This window comes from Pseudomonas sp. BIGb0278 (assembly GCF_024809895.1).
Lineage (GTDB): Bacteria > Pseudomonadota > Gammaproteobacteria > Pseudomonadales > Pseudomonadaceae > Aquipseudomonas > Aquipseudomonas shirazensis.
The window spans coordinates 1,623,006-1,645,037 of sequence record NZ_JANUEL010000001.1 but is presented as its reverse complement, the minus strand read 5'-3'; the positions used below and the strand labels follow the sequence as shown (position 1 = coordinate 1,645,037).

Genomic DNA, 22,032 nt, shown 5'->3' with positions numbered 1-22,032 from the left:
CTGCCCCATGACTACCTTTCAACGTTTGCCTGCCCAAGCCCCAGCCAATACCGTCGCCGCGCTGAAGGCCCGTGTCAGCGCCTTGCTGCCGGCGATTGCCGCCGGCGCTGCCGAGCGTGAGCGCGAACGCCGGCTACTCTATGCGGCCATCGCCGAGCTGGCCGCAGCCGGCCTGTACACCGTGCGTATCCCGCAGCAGTACGGCGGCCCTGGTGGCAGCGTCAGTGATGTGATCGAGTTGCTGCTGCAGGTGGCCGCCGCCGACTCCAACGTCGCCCAGGCGCTGCGCCCGGGCTTCGCCTTTGTCGAAGGCCTGCTCGCGGCCAGCGCCGAGGGTGCCGAACAGGAGCGCGTGCGCTGGTTTGCCGTGTACCTGCAAGGTGCGGTGATCGGCAATGCCGGCTGGGAGCTGGGCGGTGCCAATGGCGCCATTGCCGCGCGTTTGGTGCGCGAGGGCGATCACTTCCGCGCCAACGGCAGCAAGTTCTATAGCACCGGGGCGCTGTTTGCCGACTACGTCAGCGCGGTGGCGTTGGACGAGGACGAGCAGCCGGTGTCGTTCATCCTGCCGCGTGACCGCGAAGGGCTGGAGCTGGTCGACGACTTCGATGCCATGGGCCAGCGCCTGACAGCCAGCGGCACCACCCACCTGCACAACGTGCGGGTCGAGGCCAGCGACATCCGCACGCGCACCGTGGAGGAGGGCAAACGCACCATCGTCACGCCGTTCCTGCAGCTGTTTCTCGGCACCGTGCTGGCTGGTATCGCCCGCAATGCCCTGAACGACGCGGGCCAGTTTGCCCGTGAGCATGCACGGCCCATCAAGCACAGCAGCGCCAGCCAGTCGGTCGATGACCCGTACGTGCAATTGTCGGTGGGCGATATTGCCGCCAGGGCTTTCGGTGCCGAGGCACTGGTGCTCAAGGCCGCCGCCAGTATCGATCGCGCCTGGGCCGCGCAGCTGGATGAAAGTGCCGTCGAGCAGGCTGCACTGGAAGTCGCCCAAGCGCAGTACCTGGCAGCCGAATTGGCGCTGAAAGCCGGCGAAACCCTGTTCGATGTCGGCGGTGCCTCGACCACTGGCCGTCAGCACAACCTCGACCGGCACTGGCGCAATGCGCGCACGGTGGCCAACCACAACCCGCGCCACTGGAAGGCGGCGGTAGTCGGCGCCTGGCAGCTCAAGGGCACCCGGCCACCCGTCTCGGGGCTGTTTTGACGGCTCAGCCGGCGGCTTTGGTCGGCCATCTGCAAAGCCCCAAGGTGCCGGTGATCATCGGCGCTGCGCTGTTCATGGAACTGCTCGACAGCACGGCGGTGATGACCGCGCTGCCGAGCATGGCCGCCGATTTTGGCGAGCCGGGGCTGCGCATGAACCTGGTGGTCTCGCTGTACATGCTGGCCCTGGCGCTGTGCGTGCCGATCAGCGGCTGGGCGGCCGAGCGTTTTCGCCCACGGCAGGTAATGCTGCTGGCGATGGGCTTGTTTACCGGCGCCTCGCTTACCTGTGCGCTGGCTGACACGCTCTGGCAACTGTGCCTCGGGCGCATGCTGCAAGGTGCTGCCGCAGCGCTGATGACGCCGGTGGGGCAGGTGATCATCCTGCGCTGGTCGAGCCGCGATCAGTTGCTGCAGTCGATGTCGTGGCTGGCGTTGCCGGCCTTGGTCGGGCCGTTGCTGGGGCCGATGCTGGGCGGTTTGTTGGTGACGGTGCTGTCGTGGCACTGGATCTTTCTGGTCAACCTGCCGATCTGCCTGCTTGGCTGCTGGTTGATTCTCAAACATGTGCCGGACTTCCCGGCGCGCAGCGTACCGCCACTGGACTATCGCGGCCTGCTGCTCAGCGGCGGCGCGTTGGCGCTGCTGGTGGCTGGCCTGGAGTCGCTAGGCCTTGGCCAGCTGCCGCGGCCATGGGCCCTCGCGCTGATCGCCGCCGGCGGGCTGTTTGCCCTCGGCTATTGGCTGCATGCCCGCCGCCATGCCAGCCCACTGGTCGACTTGAGCCTGTTACGCCTGCGCAGCTTCGGTGTTGCCCAGGCGGGCGGGGGGCTGTTCCGGCTGGGCTCGGCGGCGCAGCCGTTTCTGCTGGTGCTGTTGCTGCAGAACAGCCTGGGCATGAGCCCACTGGCGGCGGGGTGGTTGATGGTCAGCGGCGGCGTCGGCGCGTTGTTGATGAAGTTGCTGGCAGTGCCGCTGGTACGCCGTTACGGCTACCGCCGGGTACTCAGCTGCAACGCACTGCTCAGCGGCGTGGGCATCGCCTTGTGCGCAGCGTTCGACCGCGATACGGCAGTGTGGTTGATGGCGGTGGTGCTGTTTGCCGCAGGCCTGGTGCGCTCGTTGCAGTTTTCCACCCTGGGTGCAGCGAGCTATCAGGATGTGCCAGGCGAACGCTCGGCGGCGGCCAGCTCGCTGTCGGCGATGTCGGTGCAGTTGACCATGGCCATGTCGGTAAGTCTGGCTGGGGTGATGCTGGGGATCCTGGCCGCGGCTGATGGCCGGGTCGAGACGTCTGTCGAAGATATCGCTGCAGTGATGCTGCTGTCGGCGCTGCTGTGTGTGCTCTCGGGTCTGGTGTTCCGGCGTTTAGCCAACTGATTGAACGGGGCCGCACAGCAGCCCCGTCCATTGCTCGATCAGTGCGCGCCGGCGGCCTTGCTCAGGTCGCTCTCGGCCCACTCGGTGTAGATGCAGGCATCGGCCACCGCCCAGCGCACCTTGACCGTGTCGCCCGGCTGCATCGGCATACCGGCTGCCGACAAGGCCTTGACCGTCATCTCGGTGCCGCCTGCGCTGACCACATGGCAGGTCTGGCTTTCACCGAGGAACAGCACTTCGCTGACCTTGGCACTGACTTCGTTCCAGCCTGCCGGCAAGGGCTCCCGCGCTGCCTGTTCGGCGCTCAGGGCCAGGGCTTTTTCCGGCCGCACCATGATCAGCGCGTCCTGCCCGGCGACCAGTCCTGGGGTCAGGCGAATCGCCAATGGCTGCCCTTCGAAACTGCCGGCGCCGTTGCTGCTGGCCTTGATCCGGAAGAAGTTCGAGTTGCCCAGGAACGACGCCACAAAGGCATTCGGCGGGTTCTGGTAGAGGTCATAACCACTGCCCAGGCCGACGATCTTGCCGTGGCTGAAGATGGCGATGCGCTGCGACAGGCGCATGGCTTCTTCCTGATCGTGGGTCACGTAGACGATGGTGATACCGAGGCGACGGTGCAGCTGGCGCAGTTCGTCCTGCAGGTCTTCGCGCAGCTTTTTGTCCAGTGCGCCGAGCGGCTCGTCCATCAGCAGGATGCGGGGCTCGTAGACCAGCGCGCGAGCAATCGCCACGCGCTGCTGCTGGCCGCCGGAGAGCTGCGCCGGGCGGCGGTGGGCGAACTGCTCGAGCTGCACCAGCTTGAGCATGGCGTCGACGCGCTTGCTGATCTCGCTGGCGCTGAGCTTGCGGATCGCCAGCGGGAAGGCAATGTTGTCGCGCACCGACAGGTGCGGGAACAGCGAGTAGCGCTGGAACACCATGCCGATGTCGCGCTTGTGCGGCGGCACATTGACCAGCGATTGCTCGTCGACCAGGATCTCGCCGCTGCTCGGTGTCTCGAAGCCGGCCAGCATCGACAAGGTGGTCGACTTGCCCGAACCGCTGGAGCCGAGGAAGGTCAGGAATTCGCCGTTCTGGATATCCAGGTTGATGTTGTCGACGGCGGCGAAATCGCCGTAATGCTTGTTCAGATTACGCAGGCTGACAAGGGTCTTGTTCGGCGCGTTGTCTTTCATCACTGCACTCATTGTTATTGTCTCCGGGCACTCAGGCGCTGACTGGATTGCGCCGGCGCAGGGCGGCGGCGATGAGCATGACCAGAAGCGACAGGCCGATCAGCAACGTCGAAGCGACGGCGATCACCGGAGTCAGGTCCTGGCGCAGGGTGGTCCACATTTTGACCGGCAGGGTCTGCAGGTTGGGGCTGGCCATCATCACACTGAGCACCACCTCGTCCCACGACACCAGAAACGCGAACAGGCCGCCGGCGATCATCCCCGGGCGAATCGCCGGGAAGGTCACCTTGAAGATCGCCTGCAAGCGCGAGGCGCCGCAGATCACCGCAGCGTCTTCGATCGACTGGTCGAACAGCTTCAGCGAGTTGATGATCGAGATGATGGTGAAGGGCAGGGCGACGATCACATGGCTGACGACAAAGGCGAACAGCGTCCCGGTGTAGCCAAGCTTGAGAAACAGCGCGTAGACCGCCACGGCGATGATCACCAGCGGCACGATCATCGGCAGGGTAAACAGGCCGTAGAGCATTTCCCGCCCGGGGAAGCGCCCGCGCACCAGGGCGAAGGCGGTCGGCAAGCCCAGTGCTACTGCGCACACGGTGGTGAGCACGGCAACCTTGAGGCTGGCCAGAGCGGCGTCCATCCACTCCGGGTTGGAGAAGAACTGGCCGTACCACTTCAGGGTCCAGCCTGGCGGTGGGAATACCAGCCATTGCGAGGAGCCGAATGACAGCAGCACGATGAACAGGATCGGCAGCAGCAGAAACGCGGCAATCACACCGGTGGTGGCATACAGGGCAAACCGCAGCGGGCGGCCCATGGCATTTGGAGTCAGGAGCATCGCGGCTTACCTCGCATTGCCGACCGGGGATTCCGGCTGCAGCTTCAGGTACAGGTAGAAAAGCACCAGGGTGATCAACACCAACAGTGCGGCGGCAGCGCTGGCCAGGCCCCAATTGAGGAACGACTGCACCTGCTGGACGATGAACTCGGGCAGCATCATGTTCTGCGCACCACCGAGCAGGGCCGGGGTGACGTAGTAACCGAGCGACATGACGAACACCATCAAGGCCCCGGAGAACAACCCTGAACGGCACAGCGGCAGGAACACCTTCCAGAAATTGGTCCACGGGCTGGCCCCACAGATGGAGCCTGCCTGCAGCACCATCGGGTCGATGGCGTGCATGGTTGCCTGCAACGGCAGCACGATGAACGGGATCATGATGTAGCTCATGCCGATCACCACGCCGGTCAGGTTGTGCACCATTTCCAGCGGCGCATCGATGATGCCCATCGCCATCAACGCCTTGTTGATCACTCCGGAGGCCTGCAGCAGCACCAGCCACGAGTAAGTCCGTGCCAGCAGGCTGGTCCACATCGACAGCAGCACGATGTTCAGCAGCCAACGGCCCCAGCCCTTCGGTACCAAGGTGATCGCCCAGGCCAGCGGAAAGCCCAGCAGCACGCTGATCAAGGTCACCAGGCCGGCCACCGAGAAGGTGTTGAACAGCACCCGTGCATAGGCCGAGTTGGCGAACAGCTGCTCGTAGTTGCCCAGCCCCGGCACCGGTTCGAGCACGCCGCGCAGGAGCAGGCCGATCAGTGGCGCAAAGAAGAACAGGCCTAGGAACACCAGCGCGGGCAGCAGGTTACGGCTACCGCGCCAGCGTTGACCCATCCCGCTGCGGCGGGTGGCCGTGCCGGGGGCGCCGGTGCCGCTGGGGGCACCTTGCGCGTTGTGCAGGGCGTTGATGGCGACTTTCATTTGACCAACCACTCATTCCAGCGCGCAGCGATGGCCTGGCCATTTTTCGCCCAGTAGGCGAAGTCCAGTGTGACCTGATCCTGGGCGTAGGCGGTGGGCAGGTTCGGCGCCAGTTCAGGTTTGAGCTGGCTGACGCTGTCGAGGTTGACCGGGGCGTAGGCGGTGAGGTTGGCGAACTCGGCCTGGCCCTTGGCGCTGCTGGCGTTGGCCAGGAACTTCATCGCCGCGTCCTTGTTCTTGGCGCCTTTGGGAATGACCAGAAAATCAGCCATTACCAGGTTCTGCTTCCAGCTCACACCGACTGGTGCGCCGTCTTGTTGCAAGGCATACACGCGGCCGTTCCAGAACTGCCCCAGCGACACTTCACCAGACGCCAGCAGTTGCTGCGACTGGGCGCCGCCGCCCCACCAGACGATGTCTTTCTTGATGGTGTCGAGTTTCTTGAAGGCGCGGTCCAGGTCCAGCGGGTACAGTTTGTCGGCGGCTACACCATCGGCCAGCAGGGCCAGTTCCAGCACGCCGGGGCTTGGCCACTTGTACAGGGCGCGCTTGCCGGGGAAGGTTTTGGTGTCGAACAGCGCCGACCACTCGGCCGGCTTGTTGCTACCAAGCTTGCCTTCGTTGTAACCGAGCACAAACGAGAAGAAGAACGAGCCGACGCCGTGGTCGGAGACGAATCGCGGGTCGATCCGGTCGCGTTTGACGGTGTTGAAATCCAGCGGCTCGAGCAGGCCTTCTGCTGCGGCGCGAAGGGCAAAGTCGGCTTCGACGTCCACCACATCCCACTGCACGTTGCCACTCTCGACCATGGCTTTGAGCTTGCCGTAGTCGGTCGGGCCGTCCTGCACCACCTTGATGTTGCTCTCTTTGGAGAACGGCTCGGCCCACGCCTGCTTCTGCGCGTCCTGGGTCGTACCGCCCCAGCTGACGAAGTTGAGGCTGTCGGCGGCCTGGGTGGCTTGACAGGCCAGGGTCAGCAGGCTGGCGGACAGCACTGCGCTTACACGTTTGCTCAACAGCATGGTTACGCCCTCGTTACTTTTGTTATTCGAGGCGGGTTCTGTCACCCGCCAATATGTTCGGGAGCAGCAATTTCAACGATGTAGTGCGGCCGGTTTTGAGTGTAGGAGCCGGCCAGGATTTTAAGGTCTACGGGATATCATATTATGGTATTCCAAACTTTTCGCAAGAGGCATGCGTGTACCGGCGGTCAGCGATTGCTCAAGGCACAGCGGGCTCGAACGGGATGCTTTGCACCACTTCAAGCTCATACCCAGCCAAACCCGCGTACTTGAGCGGCGGCCCCAGATGGCGCAGTTTGCCGACGCCCAGGTCCTGCAGAATCTGCGCGCCGGTGCCGACCTCCGAATAGACCTTGGACTGGCCTCGCTGATAGGGCCGCACGGGCTGGGTCAGGTGTGGCACACGCTCCAGCAGCGCTTGCGAAGACTCGTGATTGGCCAGCACAACCACTACCCCGGAGCCTTCTTCAGCGACCCGTTGCAGGGCGGCCCACAAGGTCCAGTTGGCGGGACCGGCGTACTCGGCACCGACCAGGTCGCGCAGCGGGTCGATTACATGCACACGTACCAGGGTGGGTTGTTCGCGGCGGATATCGCCCATGACCATGGCCATGTGCACGCCACCTTCGATCCGGTCTTCATAGGTCACCAGACGGAAGGTGCCGTGCACGGTGGGCAGTTCGCGCTCACCGATGCGCTTGATGGTCTGCTCGGTGCTCAGGCGATAGTGGATGAGGTCGGCGATGGTGCCGATCTTGATGCCATGCTCGGCGGCGAACACTTCCAGGTCGGGGCGGCGGGCCATGGTGCCGTCGTCATTGAGCACTTCGACGATGACCGAGGCCGGGCTGAACCCGGCCAGGCGTGCCAGGTCGCAGCCGGCTTCGGTATGCCCGGCCCTGGTCAGCACGCCGCCTTCGCGGGCGCGCAGGGGGAAGATATGCCCCGGCTGGACCAGGTCCTCGGGGCGAGCATCGGCCGCCATCGCAGCCGCTACCGTGCGCGCGCGATCAGCGGCGGAGATACCGGTGGTGACGCCGCTGGCGGCTTCGATGGAAACGGTGAAAGCGGTGCTGAACACGCTGCCGTTGCTCGGCACCATCTGCTCCAAGCCCAGCCGCTGGCAGTGCTCGTCGGTAAGCGTCAGGCAAATCAGCCCGCGTGCCTGGCGCGCCATGAAGTTGATCGCCTGGGCGTCGCAGCGTTCAGCCGCGATCAGCAGATCGCCTTCGTTTTCACGGTCTTCGTCGTCCACCAGCAGGACCATCTTGCCTTGCCGATAGTCCTCGAGAAGTTCTTCGATACTGTTGAAAGCCATGCTGCACGCTCGCTGTAGTTTGTCGATTATTGTGGTATACCATCATACACAACAATCTGAAAAACTGGAGAGCAGCGGATGAAGGCTTACTGGATCGCCCACGTCGATATCAGCGACCTCGAGCAGTACCAACAGTACACCCAGCGCGCGCCGGCAGCGTTCAAGGCGTACGGCGGCAAGTTCCTCGCAAGGGGCGGGCGCAGTGAAGCGTTGGAAGGCAGGCCGACACCGCAGCGCAGTGTGGTGATCGAGTTCGATTCTTATGAGCAGGCACTGGCCTGCTATCGCTCGGCGGAATATCAAGATGCCTGCAGCCACCGACAAGGGGTGGCCAAGGCTGAGGTAATCATTGTTGAGGGGTTCGAGGGTTGAGCACTGCGTGAAGCAGGTGAGGGGCCAGCACTGATGGCCCCTCTGCTCATGCCATCTCAGGCAGCTCGTTCGGGCGCAGGTCGAATACCAGCACTTCGGCGTCGTGGCCGTTGGCCAGGCTCAGCACCTGCTCCTGACGTAGCCGCACGCCGTCACCTTCGCTGAGCAGCTGGCCGTTCAGCTCGATGCTGCCGCGGGCAACATGCACATAGGCATGACGGTTGTCCGGCAGCTTCAAGGTGGCACGCTCATCACCGTCGAACAGCCCGGCATAGACCTTGGCATCCTGGCGCACCTGCAGCGAGCCCTGTGCACCATTCGGCGAGATGATCAGGCGCAAGCGGCCACGTTTGTCAGCAGCGCTGAAGTGCTGCTGCTGATAGCGCGGCTCGGCGCCTTTGACCTGCGGCACGATCCAGATCTGCAGAAAATGCACCGACTCGTCATGGCTGTGGTTGAACTCGCTATGGGCAACACCGTGGCCGGCGCTCATCAGCTGCACGTCACCGGGGCGGATCACCGAGCCGGTGCCGAGCGTGTCCTTATGTTCCAGCGCGCCTTCCAGCACGTAGGAAAAAATCTCCATGTCCCGGTGCGGATGCTGACCGAAGCCCTGGCCGGGCGAGACGCGGTCGTCGTTGATCACCAGCAGGTCGGAGAAACCTTGCTCTTCAGGGTCGCGATAGCTGCCGAAGGAGAAGGTGTGAAACGATTTCAGCCAGCCATGAAAGCCCAGGCCGCGGTCTTGTGCTTTGCGAAGTGTGAGCATGGTGATTCTCCTGTGAGCCTGCGCCGGGAAGGCTTTGGGCTGTTGATGGATGAATCTTACTGTCACTCAGTATCATGAAAAACTAGCTTCTCAGAGATTAACTGTCAGGTTCAGGCTGACAATCGTGCGCCAATAGAGCGAGGTGGGCTTTATCTGGATCTATCATCAACCGACTGATTCAGTTCAATGATCTCGAGGCTTTTCGATCAACCAATAAACCAATAGATGCCCAGGCAGACAAAAGCCGCTATAAAGCGCTCGACCGTCACCAAGAGCAACCCGATGAACCCATACGAAGACATGCGCATTTTCACCCAGGTCATGCAGGCCGGTAGTTTCACCGCGGCAGCCGACCTGCTGGGCATGTCCAAGCAGTCGGTCAGCCGGCGCCTGATGCAGCTTGAAGAACGCCTCGGCGTGCGCTTGCTCAACCGTTCGACCCGGCGCCTCGACGCCACCCCACTGGGCCAGCAGTACTTCGATTCTGCCGTGCGCCTGCTCGGCGAGATGCAGCAGGCCGAGCAGGACATCAGCGGCCAGACCCAGGCTCTGCGCGGGACCCTGCGCCTGAGCGCGCCGCTGTCGTTCGCCATCAGCCATCTGGGCAGCTTGCTCACCGAGTTTCTGCAGCTGCATGCGCAGTTGATCGTCGAGATCGACCTGAGCGACCGCGCAGTGGACCTGATCGGTGAGGGCTACGACCTGGCGCTGCGGATTGGCACGTTAGAGGACTCAAGCCTGGTTGCGCGGCGTATTGCAAGTATCGAGCGGGTGTATTGTGCCAGCCCGGCCTATCTAGCCGCGCGCGGCACACCGCTCGAACCCGAAGCGCTGCGCGAGCATGATTGCCTGCCCTATGGTCATTCACGCCAGGTGCAGTGGCAGTTCAAGGGGCAGGGCAAGACACTGCAGGCGATCGCCGTCAGTGGGCGCATGCGGGCCAACAATGGCGAGCTACTGAGAGATGCGGCGATTGCCGGGATGGGGGTGACCTACTTGCCGGCTTTCATCGTCGAGCAGGCGCTGGCCGATGGGCGTCTGGTCAAGCTGCTCGAGGCCTGGACACCGCCGCCGCTACAGCTGTCGGCGGTGTATCCGCAGCACCGCCAAATCGCTCGGCCGGTGCAGGCCTTTGTCGAGTTTCTGCGCGAGCGGCTGTAGCCAAACCGGGGCGGCGCGAGGCCAGCCCGTTATGGCCTTGGCTCAGGCAGTTGCGGCCAGTTTGGCGCCGGTCTGGCGACGACGATAGGCGCTGTCGCGGCTGGCCAGCCACCAGTACAGCGGCGAGGTGATCAGCAGCCCCACCAGCCACGACAGGTCGGCGCCGTTGATGTGCTCGGACACCGGGCCGACGTACAGCGGGGTGTTCATGAACGGGATCTGCACGATGATGCCTACGGCATAGGCCAGCAGCGCCTGCGGGTTGTAGCGGCCGTAGATACCGCCATCGACCTTGAAGATCGACTCGATGTCGTAGTCGCCCTTGTGGATCACATAGAAGTCGATCAGGTTGATCGCGGTCCACGGCACCAGTACCACCAGCAGCACCAGCACCATGTCGACGAAGTGGCCGATAAAGTCCGCCGAAGCAAACACTGCCACCACGCAACACGCCGCAAGCACGATCAGCGACAGCACCGCACGGCTCTTGGCGGTGGGGATCCAGCGCCAGGCGAAGGTCTGGATCAGGGTGATGATCGACAGCACCGCGCCGTACAGGTTGAGCGCGTTATGGCTGATCACGCTGAGCAGGAACAGCACCAGCATCAGCGGGCCGATGGCGCCGGTGGCCATCTTCACCGCGTCCATGGTGTCCATCCCGGCCGGGATTGCCAGCACGGCCACGGCGCCGAACACGAACGACAGGCTGGAGCCGAGCGCCGAACCGAGGTAGGTGGTCCAGAACGTCGAGGAGACTTTGACGTCGGCGGGCAGGTAGCGCGAATAGTCGGACACATACGGCGCAAAGGCGATCTGCCACAGCGCGGCGAGCGAGACGGTGGCCAGCCAGCCGGCCAGGTTGAAGCCGCCGCGGGTGAGGAAGTCGTCGCTTTGCACATGGCTGAAGATATAGCCAAAGCCGACCACGATACCGATGCCCAATACCCAGGTGCCGATACGGTTGAGCACATGGATGAAGCGGTAACCGATGATGCCGATGATGCCCGATCCCAGCGCCCCGATCACGATGCCGACCGATACCGGAATCGACTCCGCGACACCGTGCAGTGACTTGCCGGCAAGAACGATATTGGATGCGAAGAAGCCGATGTACATGACCCCGGCAATCACCACCACCAGCAGGGCGCCGAGCGAGCCGAACTGGGCGCGGCTCTGAATCATCTGCGGGATGCCCATCTGTGGCCCCTGCGCCGAGTGCAGCGCCATCAGCACGCCGCCGAGCAAGTGGCCAACCAGAATGGCGACGATGCCCCACACCAGGTTCAGGTGAAACAGCTGCACGCCAAGCGCGCCGGTGACGATCGGCAGCGGCGCGATATTGCCACCGAACCAGAGGGTGAACAGATCCCTGACCTTTCCGTGGCGATCCTGCGGCGGTACGTAGCCGATTGTATGTTTTTCTATCAGAGCGGCCGAATTGGCTGCACTGGTCATGACTGACTCCAAGGCAAGGAGGGGCGTCGGGAGATCCCCGGGTACGCGCCGGCAATGGGCGACGTGTTCTTGTTGGAGTGGATGATGGCGGCTGGCTGGCCTACGAGAAATTAGTAAATATGTACTCATGAACGTTAAAAAACCTAAGGCTGAACTCGGCCTGAAAGGTCTTGGCGAGCAAGCTTCGTGCCGGCCTGGCAAATGCCCGCAGGCACGCGAGTAAAGGGCCATGCGTGGAGAGTCTGTGCAAGGCAATGGGGCGCGCTGTGACGCCCTGCACCAGCCTGGTGATCGCTACTGACGGCCGTTTGTCCGACCTGGTACAAAATGCCACGGAACGTCTGCGCCGGTTTGATCTCCTATTCAGCAGATAGAGGACAACACGTATTGGGCAATTGACGGTCAGCACAAGATGAAGTCAGGTCAGAATAATCACCCAGACCAGGCAAAACTGCCTTTTCTGCTGGGGGGTGGCAGCATTGGCAGCCAGATCCAGACCATGGACTGGTCAGGCTCTCCGCTGGGTGCGCCGCAACAGTGGTCGCTCAGTCTGAAGACCCTGATGGCAACCATTTTGCCGGCTCAAGCGCAGATCGTGTTGTTCTGGGGTCCTGAATACGTGGCGCTGTATAACGATGCTTACTCGACCACAATTGGCAACAAGCACCCGCGCGCGCTAGGGCGACCTGCACAGGAAAACTGGACCGAGCTGTGGGATGACCTGGAACCGCTGCTGAGCGGCGTGCGCAACACTGGGCAAACTTTTTCAGCCAAGGACCGACCGTTTTACCTGGAGCGTAGCGCCCACGGCGAGACGGCTTATTTCGACGTGTCCTACTCTGCCGTTCGCGAAATCGACGGCAGCGTTGGCGGTGTATTGTGCGTCGTCTCTGAAACCACGCAAAAGGTGCAGTTCGAACGGCGTCAGAGCTTTCTCCTCGAACTGGGTCAGGCGCTTCCGGAATTGACCGAGCCGGAACAGATCGAAGCCTATGCCATCGAACGCGTAGGCCAGCAACTGGGCGCCGTGCGGGTTTTTCTAGCCGAATCGCAAGGAGATAATCAGCAGATGCGCATCGCCCGCGATTGGGTAAATGGTGCGATTTCCAGGGTTGGTGATCTGACCTGCGGCGAGAGTCCAGTGCGACTGACCGAACAGCTCGGTCGCGGGTTCGCCGTGCAGGGTGCAGATGCCGCCAGCGTGTATGTGCCGGTACTGCGCGGCAGCAGCATTGATGCCATCCTCGGCGTCGAGTTTGCCGCGCCGCATTTTGTCGACGAGGACCAGTGCCTGCTGCTCGAAGAGACCGCCAAGCGGGTCTGGCAGGCAATCACCCACGCCCGCTCCGAGCGGGCGTTGCGCGCCAGCAGTGCGCACCTTGAGGCAACTTTTGCCGAACTGCTGGCGCTTAATGAGTCCCTCGAAGAGCGTGTGTCGGCAATGCTGGCCGAACGCGAGGAAGCCAATCGGCAGCTGCATGAAACTGGCAAGATGGAGATGATTGGCCAGCTCACCGGCGGTATCGCCCACGATTTCAACAACATGCTCACCCCGATCATTGCCTCCCTGGAGCTGATCCGTCGACGGCCAGAGGATGCTCAGCGTTCAGTGCGCTTGATCGATGGTGCGCTGCAGGCCGCTGAACGTGCGCGAATTCTGGTCGGGCGCCTGCTCAGCTTTGCTCGCCGGCAGACACTCAAGCCGCAAGCCGTGTGCCTGGCAACACTGGTCAATGACATGCACGAGTTGATGGCGCGCTCGCTGGGGCCGACCATTGAGGTCGTGGTGCAGATCGATCCACAGTTGCCCAATGTGCTGGTCGATCCCCATCAGCTTGAGCTTGCTTTGCTCAACCTGGTGGTCAACGCACGCGACGCCATGGCCAATGGCGGGCGTGTGTATCTGGCCGCCGGGGTTGGTGAAGATGACCCGGATTGGCCGGAAAGCGTGCACGGCCGCCAGGTCTGGCTGCAGGTGCGTGACAGCGGCTGCGGCATGAGTGAAGAAGTGCTGGAGCGTTGCTTTGAGCCGTTCTATTCAACCAAACAGGTCGGCAAAGGCTCCGGCCTTGGCCTGCCCATGGTGCAGGGCCTGGCAGCTCAGTCAGGCGGTGGCTTTGCCATCGATTCGCAGCCGGGGCAGGGCACTCGGGCGACATTGTGGCTGCCAGTCAGTCGCGGCCAGGTCTGTGAGCCGCTTGCCGAAGTTGGCGACGCCATCATGGCACCAGGGCAAATGCAGGTCTTGCTGGTTGACGATGAGGACATCGTGCGCAACGCAACGGCCCTGCAATTGCGTGACCTTGGCTATCGGGTAACCGAAGCCGCCAGCCCCGCGCAGGCGCGGCGAATGCTGGCAGAGGGGCTGGCGATGGATGTGCTGGTGACTGACCAGATCATGGTCGATGAGACCGGCGCCAGGTTCGCTCAGCAACTGCGCCAGCAGCAACCGCAATTGCCGGTGCTGATCATTACCGGTTATGCCAACCTGACCCCGCGTGAACTCAATGGTTTTGCTGTTCTGCGCAAGCCGTTTCGCCGGGCCGAACTGGCTCAGAGTCTGGCCCAGTTGCTCGCGCTCAACCGCCCACTGACGGAGCCTCCTGAGGCAAGTACAGGGTAAACGTGGTGCCCTGGCCAGGCTGGCTGATTACCTGCACATCGCCGCCTGACTGCTTGGCGAAGCCAAATACCTGCGACAAGCCCAGGCCGGTGCCTTCACCGGCCGGCTTGGTGGTGAAGAAGGGGTCAAAAATCCGCTCCAGCAGCTCTGGCGCAATACCCGTGCCATTGTCGATCACCGAAATCGCGGCAAACGCCCCCGCCTGCAGATGATCACCCGGTTGCGCGGGCATGCGCTGGTTGGCAACCAGTTGCAGTACCAGCGTGCCTACTCCATTCAACGCGTCGCGGCCATTGATCATCAGGTTAAGCACTGCGGTTTCCAGCTGGCCTGGGTCCGCATGGACAAAACACGGCGTCTGGGGCAGTTCCAATACCACCTTGACCCGCGCACCAGTGGCGGTATCGAGCATGTCGGCCATGGCTTGCAGGCGTTGGCCAACCTCGAATATCTGCGGGCTGAGCGCTTGGCGCCGGGCAAAGGCGAGCAGCTGGCCGGTCAGTTTCGAGCCACGCTCAACCGTCTCGATCATGGTTTGCAGATAGCGCTGGCGGCGGCTGTCTTCCAGGTCGGGACGTTGCAGGAAGTGCAGCGACGAGCGAATGATGGTCAGTAGATTATTGAAATCGTGCGCCACGCCTCCGGTCAGCTGGCCGATCGCTTCGAGCTTTTGCGACTGGCGCAGGACTGCTTCGGTTTGCAGCAATTGCTCGGTGCGCTCTTCGACACGCTGTTCCAGGCTGACATTGAGTGCTTCGAGGGCGGCGGCGCTGGCGCGCACCTCGGCAACGGCCTGGACCCGCTGGATATGCGCCCAGCAGCGCTCGGTGACTTCGCTGATGAGCCCCTGCTCGTAAGCCGTCCAGTGGCGCGGTTGGCGGTCATGGATGGCCATCAGTGCGGTCAGCCGACCGTCCTTGATCAGCGGCATGCAGATGGTCGCAGTGATGCCAATGGCCTGGAACGTCGCGGCCTCATGTGGCAGCAGTTGGCTGAGGTTGTCGTCGATCACCAGCGCCCGACCGGCGCGCAGCTGGCTGACCGCCAGGCTGCCGAAATCGGCCAGCCGATAGTGGCCCACCAACCGTGGTGAGCCGGTCGCGACGGCATCGCCGCAAATGGTGAAACCGTCCTGATCTGCGTCCATGACGGCATAGGCACAGCTGGACAGGCCGAGATGTCCGACCAGTAGACGGGTGGTGGTGGCCATGATCAGGTCAGGCTCGGTGGCGTCGGCCAGGGTACGGCTCAGACCGTCGAGAAAATTCAGGCGCTGATTGGCGATCACTGTCGCGGTGGTCTCAGTGACCGTATCGAGCATGCCGACCAATTCGCCATTGTGGTCGCGGATCGGGCTGTAGCAGAACGTGAAGTAAGCGCGTTCGGTACCGCGCTGGCGATCAATCAGCAATGGAAAGTTATCGATGAACACCGCTTCGCCGGCAAGGGCGCGCTCGGCAAGTACTCCGATGTCGCTCCACGCCTCCTGCCAGACTTCGCTGAAAGGAATGCCCAAGGCCAGTGGCTTGCCGCCCAAGATATCGCTGAAGGCATCGTTGTGCAGAGTGAGCATCTGCTCGCCCCATAGCACGGCCTGAGCGAACCGTGAGTTAAGGCACAGCGACAGGGTGGTCTTGAGCACGTCGGGCCAGCTTTCCATAGGCCCGAGCGCAGTTTGCGCCCAATCGTGGGCGCGGATGCGTTCGGCCATCAATCCGCCGCCTTCCAGCCATTTAGCCATTGCTAGGTCGATCCGTTTGCAGGGAGCACAAGGTTGCCCGTTGGCAGGGCTGATTGCGAGTGCTTTATGCGGGATGTCAGGCACTTTCGCGCGCGATCAGCTCGCAGTGCAACAGGTTCAGCCGCGGCACATCGCCATCCACGGCGATTGCTCCCAGGTGCTGCAGCACGCGCAGCGCGGCGATCTCGCCGATCTCCCGCGAGGGCGGGCGCAGGGTGGTCAGGCTTGGCAGCAGCATGTCAGCGAAGGCGTAGTCACCAAAGCCCATGATGGCCATCTCTTCGGGCAGCTTCAGGCCGGCGCGCTGGCCGGCGAGCACGGCGCCGGCGGCCAAGTTGTCGTTGGCAAAGATGATCGCATCCGGGCGCGGCTCGCGGCGGATCAAGGCCTGCATCGCCTGCTTGCCCGCCTCGAACGGAGCGCTGTCCGCCGTCGGCACGAAGAACCACGGCTCCAGCCCGGCATCGCGCAAGGTTTGCGCATAACCATCGCGCCGTTGCAGCGCACTGAAGTCGCCGGCCGCGCTGTTCTGCACGAAGGCGATGCGCCGGTGGCCCTTGTCGAGCAGATAGCGGCAGGCCTGCACGCCGACCTCGAAGTGCAGAAAACCTACCTGCAATGGCTCCCGCTCGGGGCAGTAGTCCCAGATTTCCACGACCGGTACATCGGCCTCTGCCAGCATCTTCTCGGTGGCCGGGCTGTGAAACTGGCTGGTGACCACCAGTGCTGCCGGCGACCAACCGAGAAACGCGCGCACTGCGCTTTCTTCCTGTTCTTCGCTGAAATAGCTCGACGCCAGCAGCAACTGATAACCGTGCTTGCTCAGGGTGTCGCTGAAGGCCTGGATGGTCTGGGCAAAGATTGGCCCGGAGATGTTTGGGATGACCATACCGACGATACGCCCGCGTGCCGAAGCCAGCCCGCCGGCCACCAGATTGGGCACATAGCCCAAGGCTTCGACCACGACTTTGATGCGCTCACGCAGGGGCGGCGAAACCTGCTCGGGTTGATTGAAGTAGCGAGACACGCTGATCGATGACACGCCGGCCTCGCGCGCCACTTGGGCGAGGGTGACGCGGCCCGCGCCGCGGCGCTTACGAGGGGTGTCCTTGAGCTGGCTCACAGGGGCATCTCGAATGAATGAGCGCCGATGTTAGCGCTAACCCAGGCATGCTACGCAAATAGCTTTATGGAATAACAAAAGTTTTTTTAAGTATTTGACCTGCTAAGCGGCGGGCTTGGATACTCGGTCCATGTTAGCGCTAACACAGCGCTGCTGTTGGCCACCGACTGCCACTCGCACGAGCGAGACCAGACATCGACAGCACTTCAATTCAGTCTGGTCTTTCAGGGCAGTAAGCATCATGCACACACATCAGATCCGAGGCGCCGTTGCGCGCGCCAGCCGTTTCCCCGTACGTTCGCCTCTCGCCACAGCCTTGTTGCTGGCGGCCATCGGTCAGTCGGCACAGGCTGCTGATAACGACCAGCAGAACCCGCAGGCCACTGCGCTGAGCGCCGTCACCGTGACCGCTACACGCCGCGAGGCGAGCCTGCAGGAAGTGCCGGTTGCGGTCTCTGTGGTGCAGGGCGAGCAGCTCGAACGCGATAACCGCAACAGCGTCGCCAGCATCGTCCAGCAGGTGCCGACCCTCAACTACCGTGCGGGTGCGTCGAACAAGGACACCTCGCTGTTCATCCGTGGCGTCGGCACTATCTCGACCTCACCAGGCGTCGAGCCGACCGTCGCCACGGTAGTCGATGGGGTGGTGTTTGGCCGGCCGGGGCAGTCCACCCTCGACCTGCTCGATCTTGAGCGCATTGAAGTCTTGCGCGGCCCGCAGGGCACGCTGTTCGGCAAAAACGCTTCGGCCGGCGTGCTCAACGTGGTCAGCAAAGCTATCCCCGAGCAGACCCAAGGCTATGTCGACTATTCGCACTTTGGCGGTGGCGACGAAAACCGCCTGCGCTTTGGCCTCGGAGGCCGCTTGAACGAGCAGCTCAAAGGTTCGTTGAGCACGCTGTGGGGCGACTATGACGGCAACGTGGAGAATCTCGCCAACGGCCATGATGTAAATGGCTATGAGCGCAAAGGCCTGCGCGGCAAGCTTGAATTCGAACCCAGCGATGAGCTGCGCCTAACCCTGATCGGCGACTACATGAAGGGTGAAGACACCTTGCCCAGTGGCGTCGTCACCCAGGCCAGCACGGCCTTTCGCAACCAGCTGGGCGCGGTCCGGCCGAGCGCGCACAACCGCGACATCAGCAGTGATTTCAAGACCCACGTCGAGGACGAAAACCAGGGCTTCTCGGCCCAGCTTGACTGGCAACTGGGGGATTACACCCTGACCTCGATAAGCGCCTGGCGCGGTTGGGACAACACCCAGTATCAGGACGGTGACCGCCGTGCGCTGTTGCCGCTGACCGCCTCCCATGACAAAGGCACTGTCGACTACGACCAGTACAGCCAGGAGTTTCGCCTGACCTCGCCCAAGGGCCAGTTCAACGAGTACGTACTGGGCGCGTTCTACATGCATGGCACCTCGCGGGAAACCTACCAGCGGCTGTCGGTCAACGGCGGCGTAGCCAACAGTGGCCGCGCCGACTATTCGACGACCAATGACAGCGTTGCCCTGTTCGGTGAAAACACCTTCAACTTCACCGATGATTTGCGGGCCATCTTCGGCCTGCGCTGGACCCACGATGACCTCGAATACGATCACCGCCGGGTGTCCACCTCGCCGACCTCGGTGACCGGCATCCAGCCCTCGACTGCCAGTCAGGGCTCGGTCGATGAAGACGGCTGGAGCGGTCGCACTGGCCTGCAATATGACTTCAACGACAACCTGACCGGCTACGTGACCTATTCACGCGGCTACAAGGGGCCGGCCTACAACGTGTTCTTCAACATGCAGCCGCGCGATACCGGTGCACTCAAGCCAGAAACCTCCGACGCTTACGAGATCGGCCTCAAGAGCACTGCGCTGGACAACCGCCTGGTGGCCAACCTGGCGCTGTTCCATACCGACTACGACGACTACCAGGCCAACTTCTTCGACACCGTGGCCAACCAGGTGGTCACCCGCCTGGTCAACGCCGGCAAGGTCAAGACCCAGGGCGTCGAGCTGGATGCCAGCTTGCAGGTCACCTCGCAGCTGAAACTGTCTGCCGCAGCGGCCTACACCAAAGCTCGCGTCGACCACTTCAACTGCCCAGCGGGCGCGGCTGCCAGCTGCGACATCGACGGCGGCCGCCTGCCGTTCACCCCGGACTGGAAGACCTACCTGCGCGCCGACTATGTGATCCCGCTGGACAACGGCCTGGATATCGAGTTGGCCAGTGACTACAGCTGGCAGGACTCGGTGCAGTTCAGCCTCGACCAGAACCCCGACACCGTACAGGGTGCTTACGGCATCTGGAACGCCAGTGTTGCCCTGGCCGATTACAACGAGGGCTGGCGGGTCGCACTGCTGGGCAAGAACCTTGGCGACAAGTCTTACGCACAGATGCTCTCCAGCGGCGGCGACTATATCTATCGCTCGGTGCCGCGCGATGACGGCCGCTACTTCGGCGTGCAACTGCGCAAGGACTTCTAACCGAGCGGCCAGTCCTGTGGCCGCCTCTTTGCACCGATCAGCGAGTAACTCCGATGAGTACAGCACCCCGTCAACTCAGCCTTGGCGCCTTCATCATGGCCACCGGGCACCACGTCGCCGCCTGGCGTCATCCAGACGTGCCGGCTGATCCGCTGGACTTCGCCACCTACCGGCGCGTAGCTCAGGCTGCCGAGGCGGCCTGCTTCGACGCACTGTTCGTCGCCGACAGCGTGGCCGCGCCGAGTGATGCCCTAGCCAGCCACAGCGCACGCTCGGTGTACTTCGAGCCACTGACATTGCTGTCAGCACTCAGCGCAGTGACCGAGCGCATCGGCCTGATCGCCACGGCCACCACCAGCTACAACGAGCCGTACCATGTGGCGCGCAAGTTTGCCTCGCTCGATCACTTGTCCGCCGGCCGCGCCGGCTGGAACCTGGTGACCTCGGATGCCGCCGCCGAGGCTGGCAATTTTGGTCGCAGTGCACACATCCCGCATGGCGAACGCTATGCCCGCGCTCGCGAGTTTCAGCAGGTCGTGCAGGGGCTGTGGGACAGCTGGGCGGATGATGCGTTTGTCCGCGACAAGGCCAGTGGCGTGTTCCATCACGCCGATGGCGTGCGTGCCCTTGAACATGTTGGCGAGCACTTTCGCGTCAAAGGCCCGCTCAATGTCGCTCGCACGCCGCAGGGCAGGCCGGTGCTGGTGCAGGCCGGTTCGTCCGAGGCCGGACGCGAGCTGGCGGCCGAAACTGCCGAAGTGGTGTTTACCGCGCAGCCTTCACTGGCCCGGGCGCAAGCGTTCTATGCCGACCTCAAGGGCCGCTTGCCGCGCTACGGGCGCGAACCGGATGCGCTGAAGGTCATGCCTGGCGTGTTCATCGTGGTGGGGCAGAGCGAGGCCGAGGCGCAGGACAAGGCCGAGCAGTTTCAGGCGCTGGTCGACCCTCGGGTAGGCGTGGCCTTGCTCGGGCGCATGCTCGGTAACTTCGACCTGTCCGGCTACCCGCTGGACGGCCCGTTGCCGGAGCTGCCACCGACTGAGGACGGCCAGCGCAGCCGCCAGCAGTTGCTCACCGAGCTGGCCGGCAGCGAACAGCTGACCCTGGCCCAGCTTGGCCAGCGCATCGCCGGTGGCCGCGGCCACTACAGCCTGATCGGCACGCCGACGCAGATCGCCGACGAGCTGCAGGCCTGGTTCGAAGGCGCCGCCGCCGACGGTTTCAACGTGCTGGTGCCGCACTTGCCGCAGGGCCTGGAAGACGTCGCCCGCTGGATCGTGCCCGAGCTGCAGCGCCGTGGGTTGTTCCGCCGTGAATACCAGGGCCGCACCCTGCGTGAGCATCTGGGCCTGCAAGTGCCGGCCAATCCCTTCTTTGCCAAACGAGGTCAACCATGAGCTACACCGCCCACCCCGAGCGCTATGCGCGCATGCCGTACCGCCGCGTCGGCCGCAGTGGCCTGGTCCTGCCGGCGTTGTCACTGGGCCTGTGGCACAACTTTGGCGATGCCACGCCGATCGATACCCAGCGCGCGCTGCTGCGCACGGCGTTCGATGCTGGCATCAATCACTTCGACCTTGCCAACAACTACGGCCCGCCGTACGGCAGCGCCGAAAGCAACTTTGGCCGCTTGCTGCGCGAAGACCTGCGCGCCCATCGCGATGAGCTGATCATCTCCAGCAAGGCTGGCTGGGACATGTGGCCTGGGCCCTACGGGCAGGGCGGCAGCTCGCGTAAGTACCTGATCTCCAGCCTCGATCAGAGCCTGACGCGGCTGGGCCTGGACTACGTCGATATCTTCTATTCGCACCGTTTCGACGCCGACACGCCGCTGGAAGAAACTGCGATTGCCCTGGCCGATATCGTCCGCCAGGGCAAGGCGCTGTACATCGGTATCTCGTCCTATTCGGCGGGCAAAACGCGAGAGATCGCAGCATTGCTGCAAGCGCTGAACGTGCCGCTGCTGATCCATCAGCCCTCGTACAATCTGTTCAACCGCTGGATCGAACAGGACCTGCTCGACACCACCGCAGAGGTCGGCGCCGGGGTCATCGTGTTCACTGCGCTGGCCCAGGGGCTGCTCACCGACAAGTATCTGCAGGGCGTGCCGACTGATGCGCGAGTCAACCGTGCCGGCGGCAGCTCGCTGCGCGCCGAGCATTTGTCCGAAGCCAATATCGCTCGCGCCCAGGCGCTCAACGAGATCGCCCACCGGCGTGGCCAGAGCCTGGCGCAACTGGCACTGGCCTGGACCCTGCGCGATCCACGCGTGAGTTCGGCCCTGATCGGCGCCAGCCGGCCCGAGCAGATCATCGAGAACGTTGCGGCTCTGGACAACCTCGCGTTCAGCGCCGAGGAGCTGGCCGAGATCGACCAGTTCGCCGTGGAAGGCGGGATCAACCTCTGGGAAAAACCCTCGACCGACTGGAAGGAGTAA

General features: G+C 63.3%; 17 protein-coding genes. 8 read left to right on the top strand and 9 right to left on the bottom strand.

Annotated features, from left to right (window positions below):
* Positions 1 to 7 precede the first annotated feature (7 nt).
* Positions 8 to 1,219, top strand: coding sequence for an acyl-CoA dehydrogenase family protein (locus M2396_RS07535; RefSeq protein ID WP_259074054.1), 1,212 nt, complete (start codon positions 8 to 10; stop codon positions 1,217 to 1,219).
* Positions 1,216 to 2,598 (top strand): MFS transporter, encoded by a 1,383-nt coding sequence (locus M2396_RS07530; RefSeq protein WP_259074053.1) that lies wholly within the window; start codon positions 1,216 to 1,218, stop codon positions 2,596 to 2,598. The genes M2396_RS07535 and M2396_RS07530 overlap by 4 nt, the downstream gene beginning before the upstream one ends.
* A gap of 38 nt (positions 2,599 to 2,636) precedes the next feature.
* Here the strand turns inward: M2396_RS07530 and M2396_RS07525 are convergent, their stop codons facing one another.
* The 5 genes from M2396_RS07525 to ribBA form a co-directional block, all read right to left on the bottom strand.
* On the bottom strand, positions 2,637 to 3,785 hold the full coding sequence (locus tag M2396_RS07525) for an ABC transporter ATP-binding protein (RefSeq protein WP_101318767.1): 1,149 nt from the start codon (positions 3,783 to 3,785) through the stop codon (positions 2,637 to 2,639).
* Positions 3,786 to 3,804: 19 nt separating this feature from the next.
* Positions 3,805 to 4,614 (bottom strand): ABC transporter permease, encoded by an 810-nt coding sequence (locus M2396_RS07520; RefSeq protein WP_259074050.1) that lies wholly within the window; start codon positions 4,612 to 4,614, stop codon positions 3,805 to 3,807.
* 6 nt (positions 4,615 to 4,620) lie between these two features.
* Complete coding sequence (locus M2396_RS07515) at positions 4,621 to 5,538, bottom strand: ABC transporter permease (protein WP_101318771.1); 918 nt, start codon at positions 5,536 to 5,538, stop codon at positions 4,621 to 4,623.
* Positions 5,535 to 6,560, bottom strand: coding sequence for an ABC transporter substrate-binding protein (locus M2396_RS07510; protein ID WP_101318773.1), 1,026 nt, complete (start codon positions 6,558 to 6,560; stop codon positions 5,535 to 5,537). Before M2396_RS07510 ends, M2396_RS07515 begins: the two co-directional genes overlap by 4 nt.
* A gap of 199 nt (positions 6,561 to 6,759) precedes the next feature.
* Entirely contained in the window at positions 6,760 to 7,878 is a 1,119-nt protein-coding gene (gene ribBA, locus M2396_RS07505; protein WP_259074048.1) for a bifunctional 3,4-dihydroxy-2-butanone-4-phosphate synthase/GTP cyclohydrolase II, read from the bottom strand.
* Between the two features lie 78 nt (positions 7,879 to 7,956).
* Here ribBA and M2396_RS07500 point away from each other — a divergent pair, with 78 nt between their 5' ends.
* Complete coding sequence (locus tag M2396_RS07500) at positions 7,957 to 8,250, top strand: DUF1330 domain-containing protein (RefSeq protein ID WP_181087725.1); 294 nt, start codon at positions 7,957 to 7,959, stop codon at positions 8,248 to 8,250.
* Between the two features lie 46 nt (positions 8,251 to 8,296).
* Here M2396_RS07500 and M2396_RS07495 read toward each other — a convergent pair whose 3' ends face one another.
* Entirely contained in the window at positions 8,297 to 9,019 is a 723-nt protein-coding gene (locus M2396_RS07495) for a pirin family protein (protein WP_259074045.1), read from the bottom strand.
* Between the two features lie 282 nt (positions 9,020 to 9,301).
* Between M2396_RS07495 and M2396_RS07490 the strand changes: the two genes are divergently transcribed.
* Positions 9,302 to 10,180, top strand: coding sequence for a LysR family transcriptional regulator (locus tag M2396_RS07490; protein ID WP_150569473.1), 879 nt, complete (start codon positions 9,302 to 9,304; stop codon positions 10,178 to 10,180).
* A gap of 42 nt (positions 10,181 to 10,222) precedes the next feature.
* Here M2396_RS07490 and M2396_RS07485 read toward each other — a convergent pair whose 3' ends face one another.
* Entirely contained in the window at positions 10,223 to 11,635 is a 1,413-nt protein-coding gene (locus M2396_RS07485) for a cytosine permease (protein ID WP_259074043.1), read from the bottom strand.
* Between the two features lie 412 nt (positions 11,636 to 12,047).
* On the opposite strand from M2396_RS07485, the gene M2396_RS07480 reads away from it, so the two are divergent.
* Positions 12,048 to 14,258 carry an ATP-binding protein gene (locus M2396_RS07480; protein ID WP_259074042.1) on the top strand — a complete coding sequence of 737 codons (2,211 nt, stop codon included), beginning with the start codon at positions 12,048 to 12,050 and terminating at the stop codon, positions 14,256 to 14,258.
* Here M2396_RS07480 and M2396_RS07475 read toward each other — a convergent pair.
* Complete coding sequence (locus M2396_RS07475; protein WP_259074040.1) at positions 14,215 to 15,999, bottom strand: sensor histidine kinase; 1,785 nt, start codon at positions 15,997 to 15,999, stop codon at positions 14,215 to 14,217. The genes M2396_RS07480 and M2396_RS07475 overlap by 44 nt on opposite strands.
* A 76-nt stretch (positions 16,000 to 16,075) precedes the next feature.
* Positions 16,076 to 17,122 carry a LacI family DNA-binding transcriptional regulator gene (locus M2396_RS07470; RefSeq protein ID WP_259074038.1) on the bottom strand — a complete coding sequence of 349 codons (1,047 nt, stop codon included), beginning with the start codon at positions 17,120 to 17,122 and terminating at the stop codon, positions 16,076 to 16,078.
* Positions 17,123 to 17,363: 241 nt separating this feature from the next.
* On the opposite strand from M2396_RS07470, the gene M2396_RS07465 reads away from it, so the two are divergent.
* From M2396_RS07465 to mgrA, 3 genes are read left to right on the top strand one after another with little or no spacing between them, the layout of a single operon-like run.
* Positions 17,364 to 19,595 carry a TonB-dependent receptor gene (locus tag M2396_RS07465; RefSeq protein WP_259074036.1) on the top strand — a complete coding sequence of 744 codons (2,232 nt, stop codon included), beginning with the start codon at positions 17,364 to 17,366 and terminating at the stop codon, positions 19,593 to 19,595.
* 53 nt (positions 19,596 to 19,648) lie between these two features.
* The gene (locus M2396_RS07460; protein WP_259074035.1) at positions 19,649 to 20,992 is read left to right on the top strand and encodes an LLM class flavin-dependent oxidoreductase; all 1,344 of its coding nucleotides are present in this window, start codon (positions 19,649 to 19,651) and stop codon (positions 20,990 to 20,992) included.
* A complete protein-coding gene (gene mgrA, locus M2396_RS07455; protein WP_150569466.1) occupies positions 20,989 to 22,032 on the top strand; it encodes an L-glyceraldehyde 3-phosphate reductase in 1,044 nt (347 codons plus the stop codon). Before M2396_RS07460 ends, mgrA begins: the two co-directional genes overlap by 4 nt.

Coding starts and splice junctions, on each gene's coding strand:
- M2396_RS07535 (WP_259074054.1), top strand. CDS start 8: ATGACTACCTTTCAACGTTTGCCTGCCCAAGCCCCAGCCAATACCGTC.
- M2396_RS07525 (WP_101318767.1), bottom strand. CDS start 3,785: ATGAGTGCAGTGATGAAAGACAACGCGCCGAACAAGACCCTTGTCAGC.
- M2396_RS07520 (WP_259074050.1), bottom strand. CDS start 4,614: ATGCTCCTGACTCCAAATGCCATGGGCCGCCCGCTGCGGTTTGCCCTG.
- M2396_RS07515 (WP_101318771.1), bottom strand. CDS start 5,538: ATGAAAGTCGCCATCAACGCCCTGCACAACGCGCAAGGTGCCCCCAGC.
- M2396_RS07510 (WP_101318773.1), bottom strand. CDS start 6,560: ATGCTGTTGAGCAAACGTGTAAGCGCAGTGCTGTCCGCCAGCCTGCTG.
- ribBA (WP_259074048.1), bottom strand. CDS start 7,878: ATGGCTTTCAACAGTATCGAAGAACTTCTCGAGGACTATCGGCAAGGC.
- M2396_RS07500 (WP_181087725.1), top strand. CDS start 7,957: ATGAAGGCTTACTGGATCGCCCACGTCGATATCAGCGACCTCGAGCAG.
- M2396_RS07495 (WP_259074045.1), bottom strand. CDS start 9,019: ATGCTCACACTTCGCAAAGCACAAGACCGCGGCCTGGGCTTTCATGGC.
- M2396_RS07490 (WP_150569473.1), top strand. CDS start 9,302: ATGAACCCATACGAAGACATGCGCATTTTCACCCAGGTCATGCAGGCC.
- M2396_RS07485 (WP_259074043.1), bottom strand. CDS start 11,635: ATGACCAGTGCAGCCAATTCGGCCGCTCTGATAGAAAAACATACAATC.
- M2396_RS07480 (WP_259074042.1), top strand. CDS start 12,048: ATGAAGTCAGGTCAGAATAATCACCCAGACCAGGCAAAACTGCCTTTT.
- M2396_RS07475 (WP_259074040.1), bottom strand. CDS start 15,999: ATGGCTAAATGGCTGGAAGGCGGCGGATTGATGGCCGAACGCATCCGC.
- M2396_RS07465 (WP_259074036.1), top strand. CDS start 17,364: ATGCACACACATCAGATCCGAGGCGCCGTTGCGCGCGCCAGCCGTTTC.
- M2396_RS07460 (WP_259074035.1), top strand. CDS start 19,649: ATGAGTACAGCACCCCGTCAACTCAGCCTTGGCGCCTTCATCATGGCC.
- mgrA (WP_150569466.1), top strand. CDS start 20,989: ATGAGCTACACCGCCCACCCCGAGCGCTATGCGCGCATGCCGTACCGC.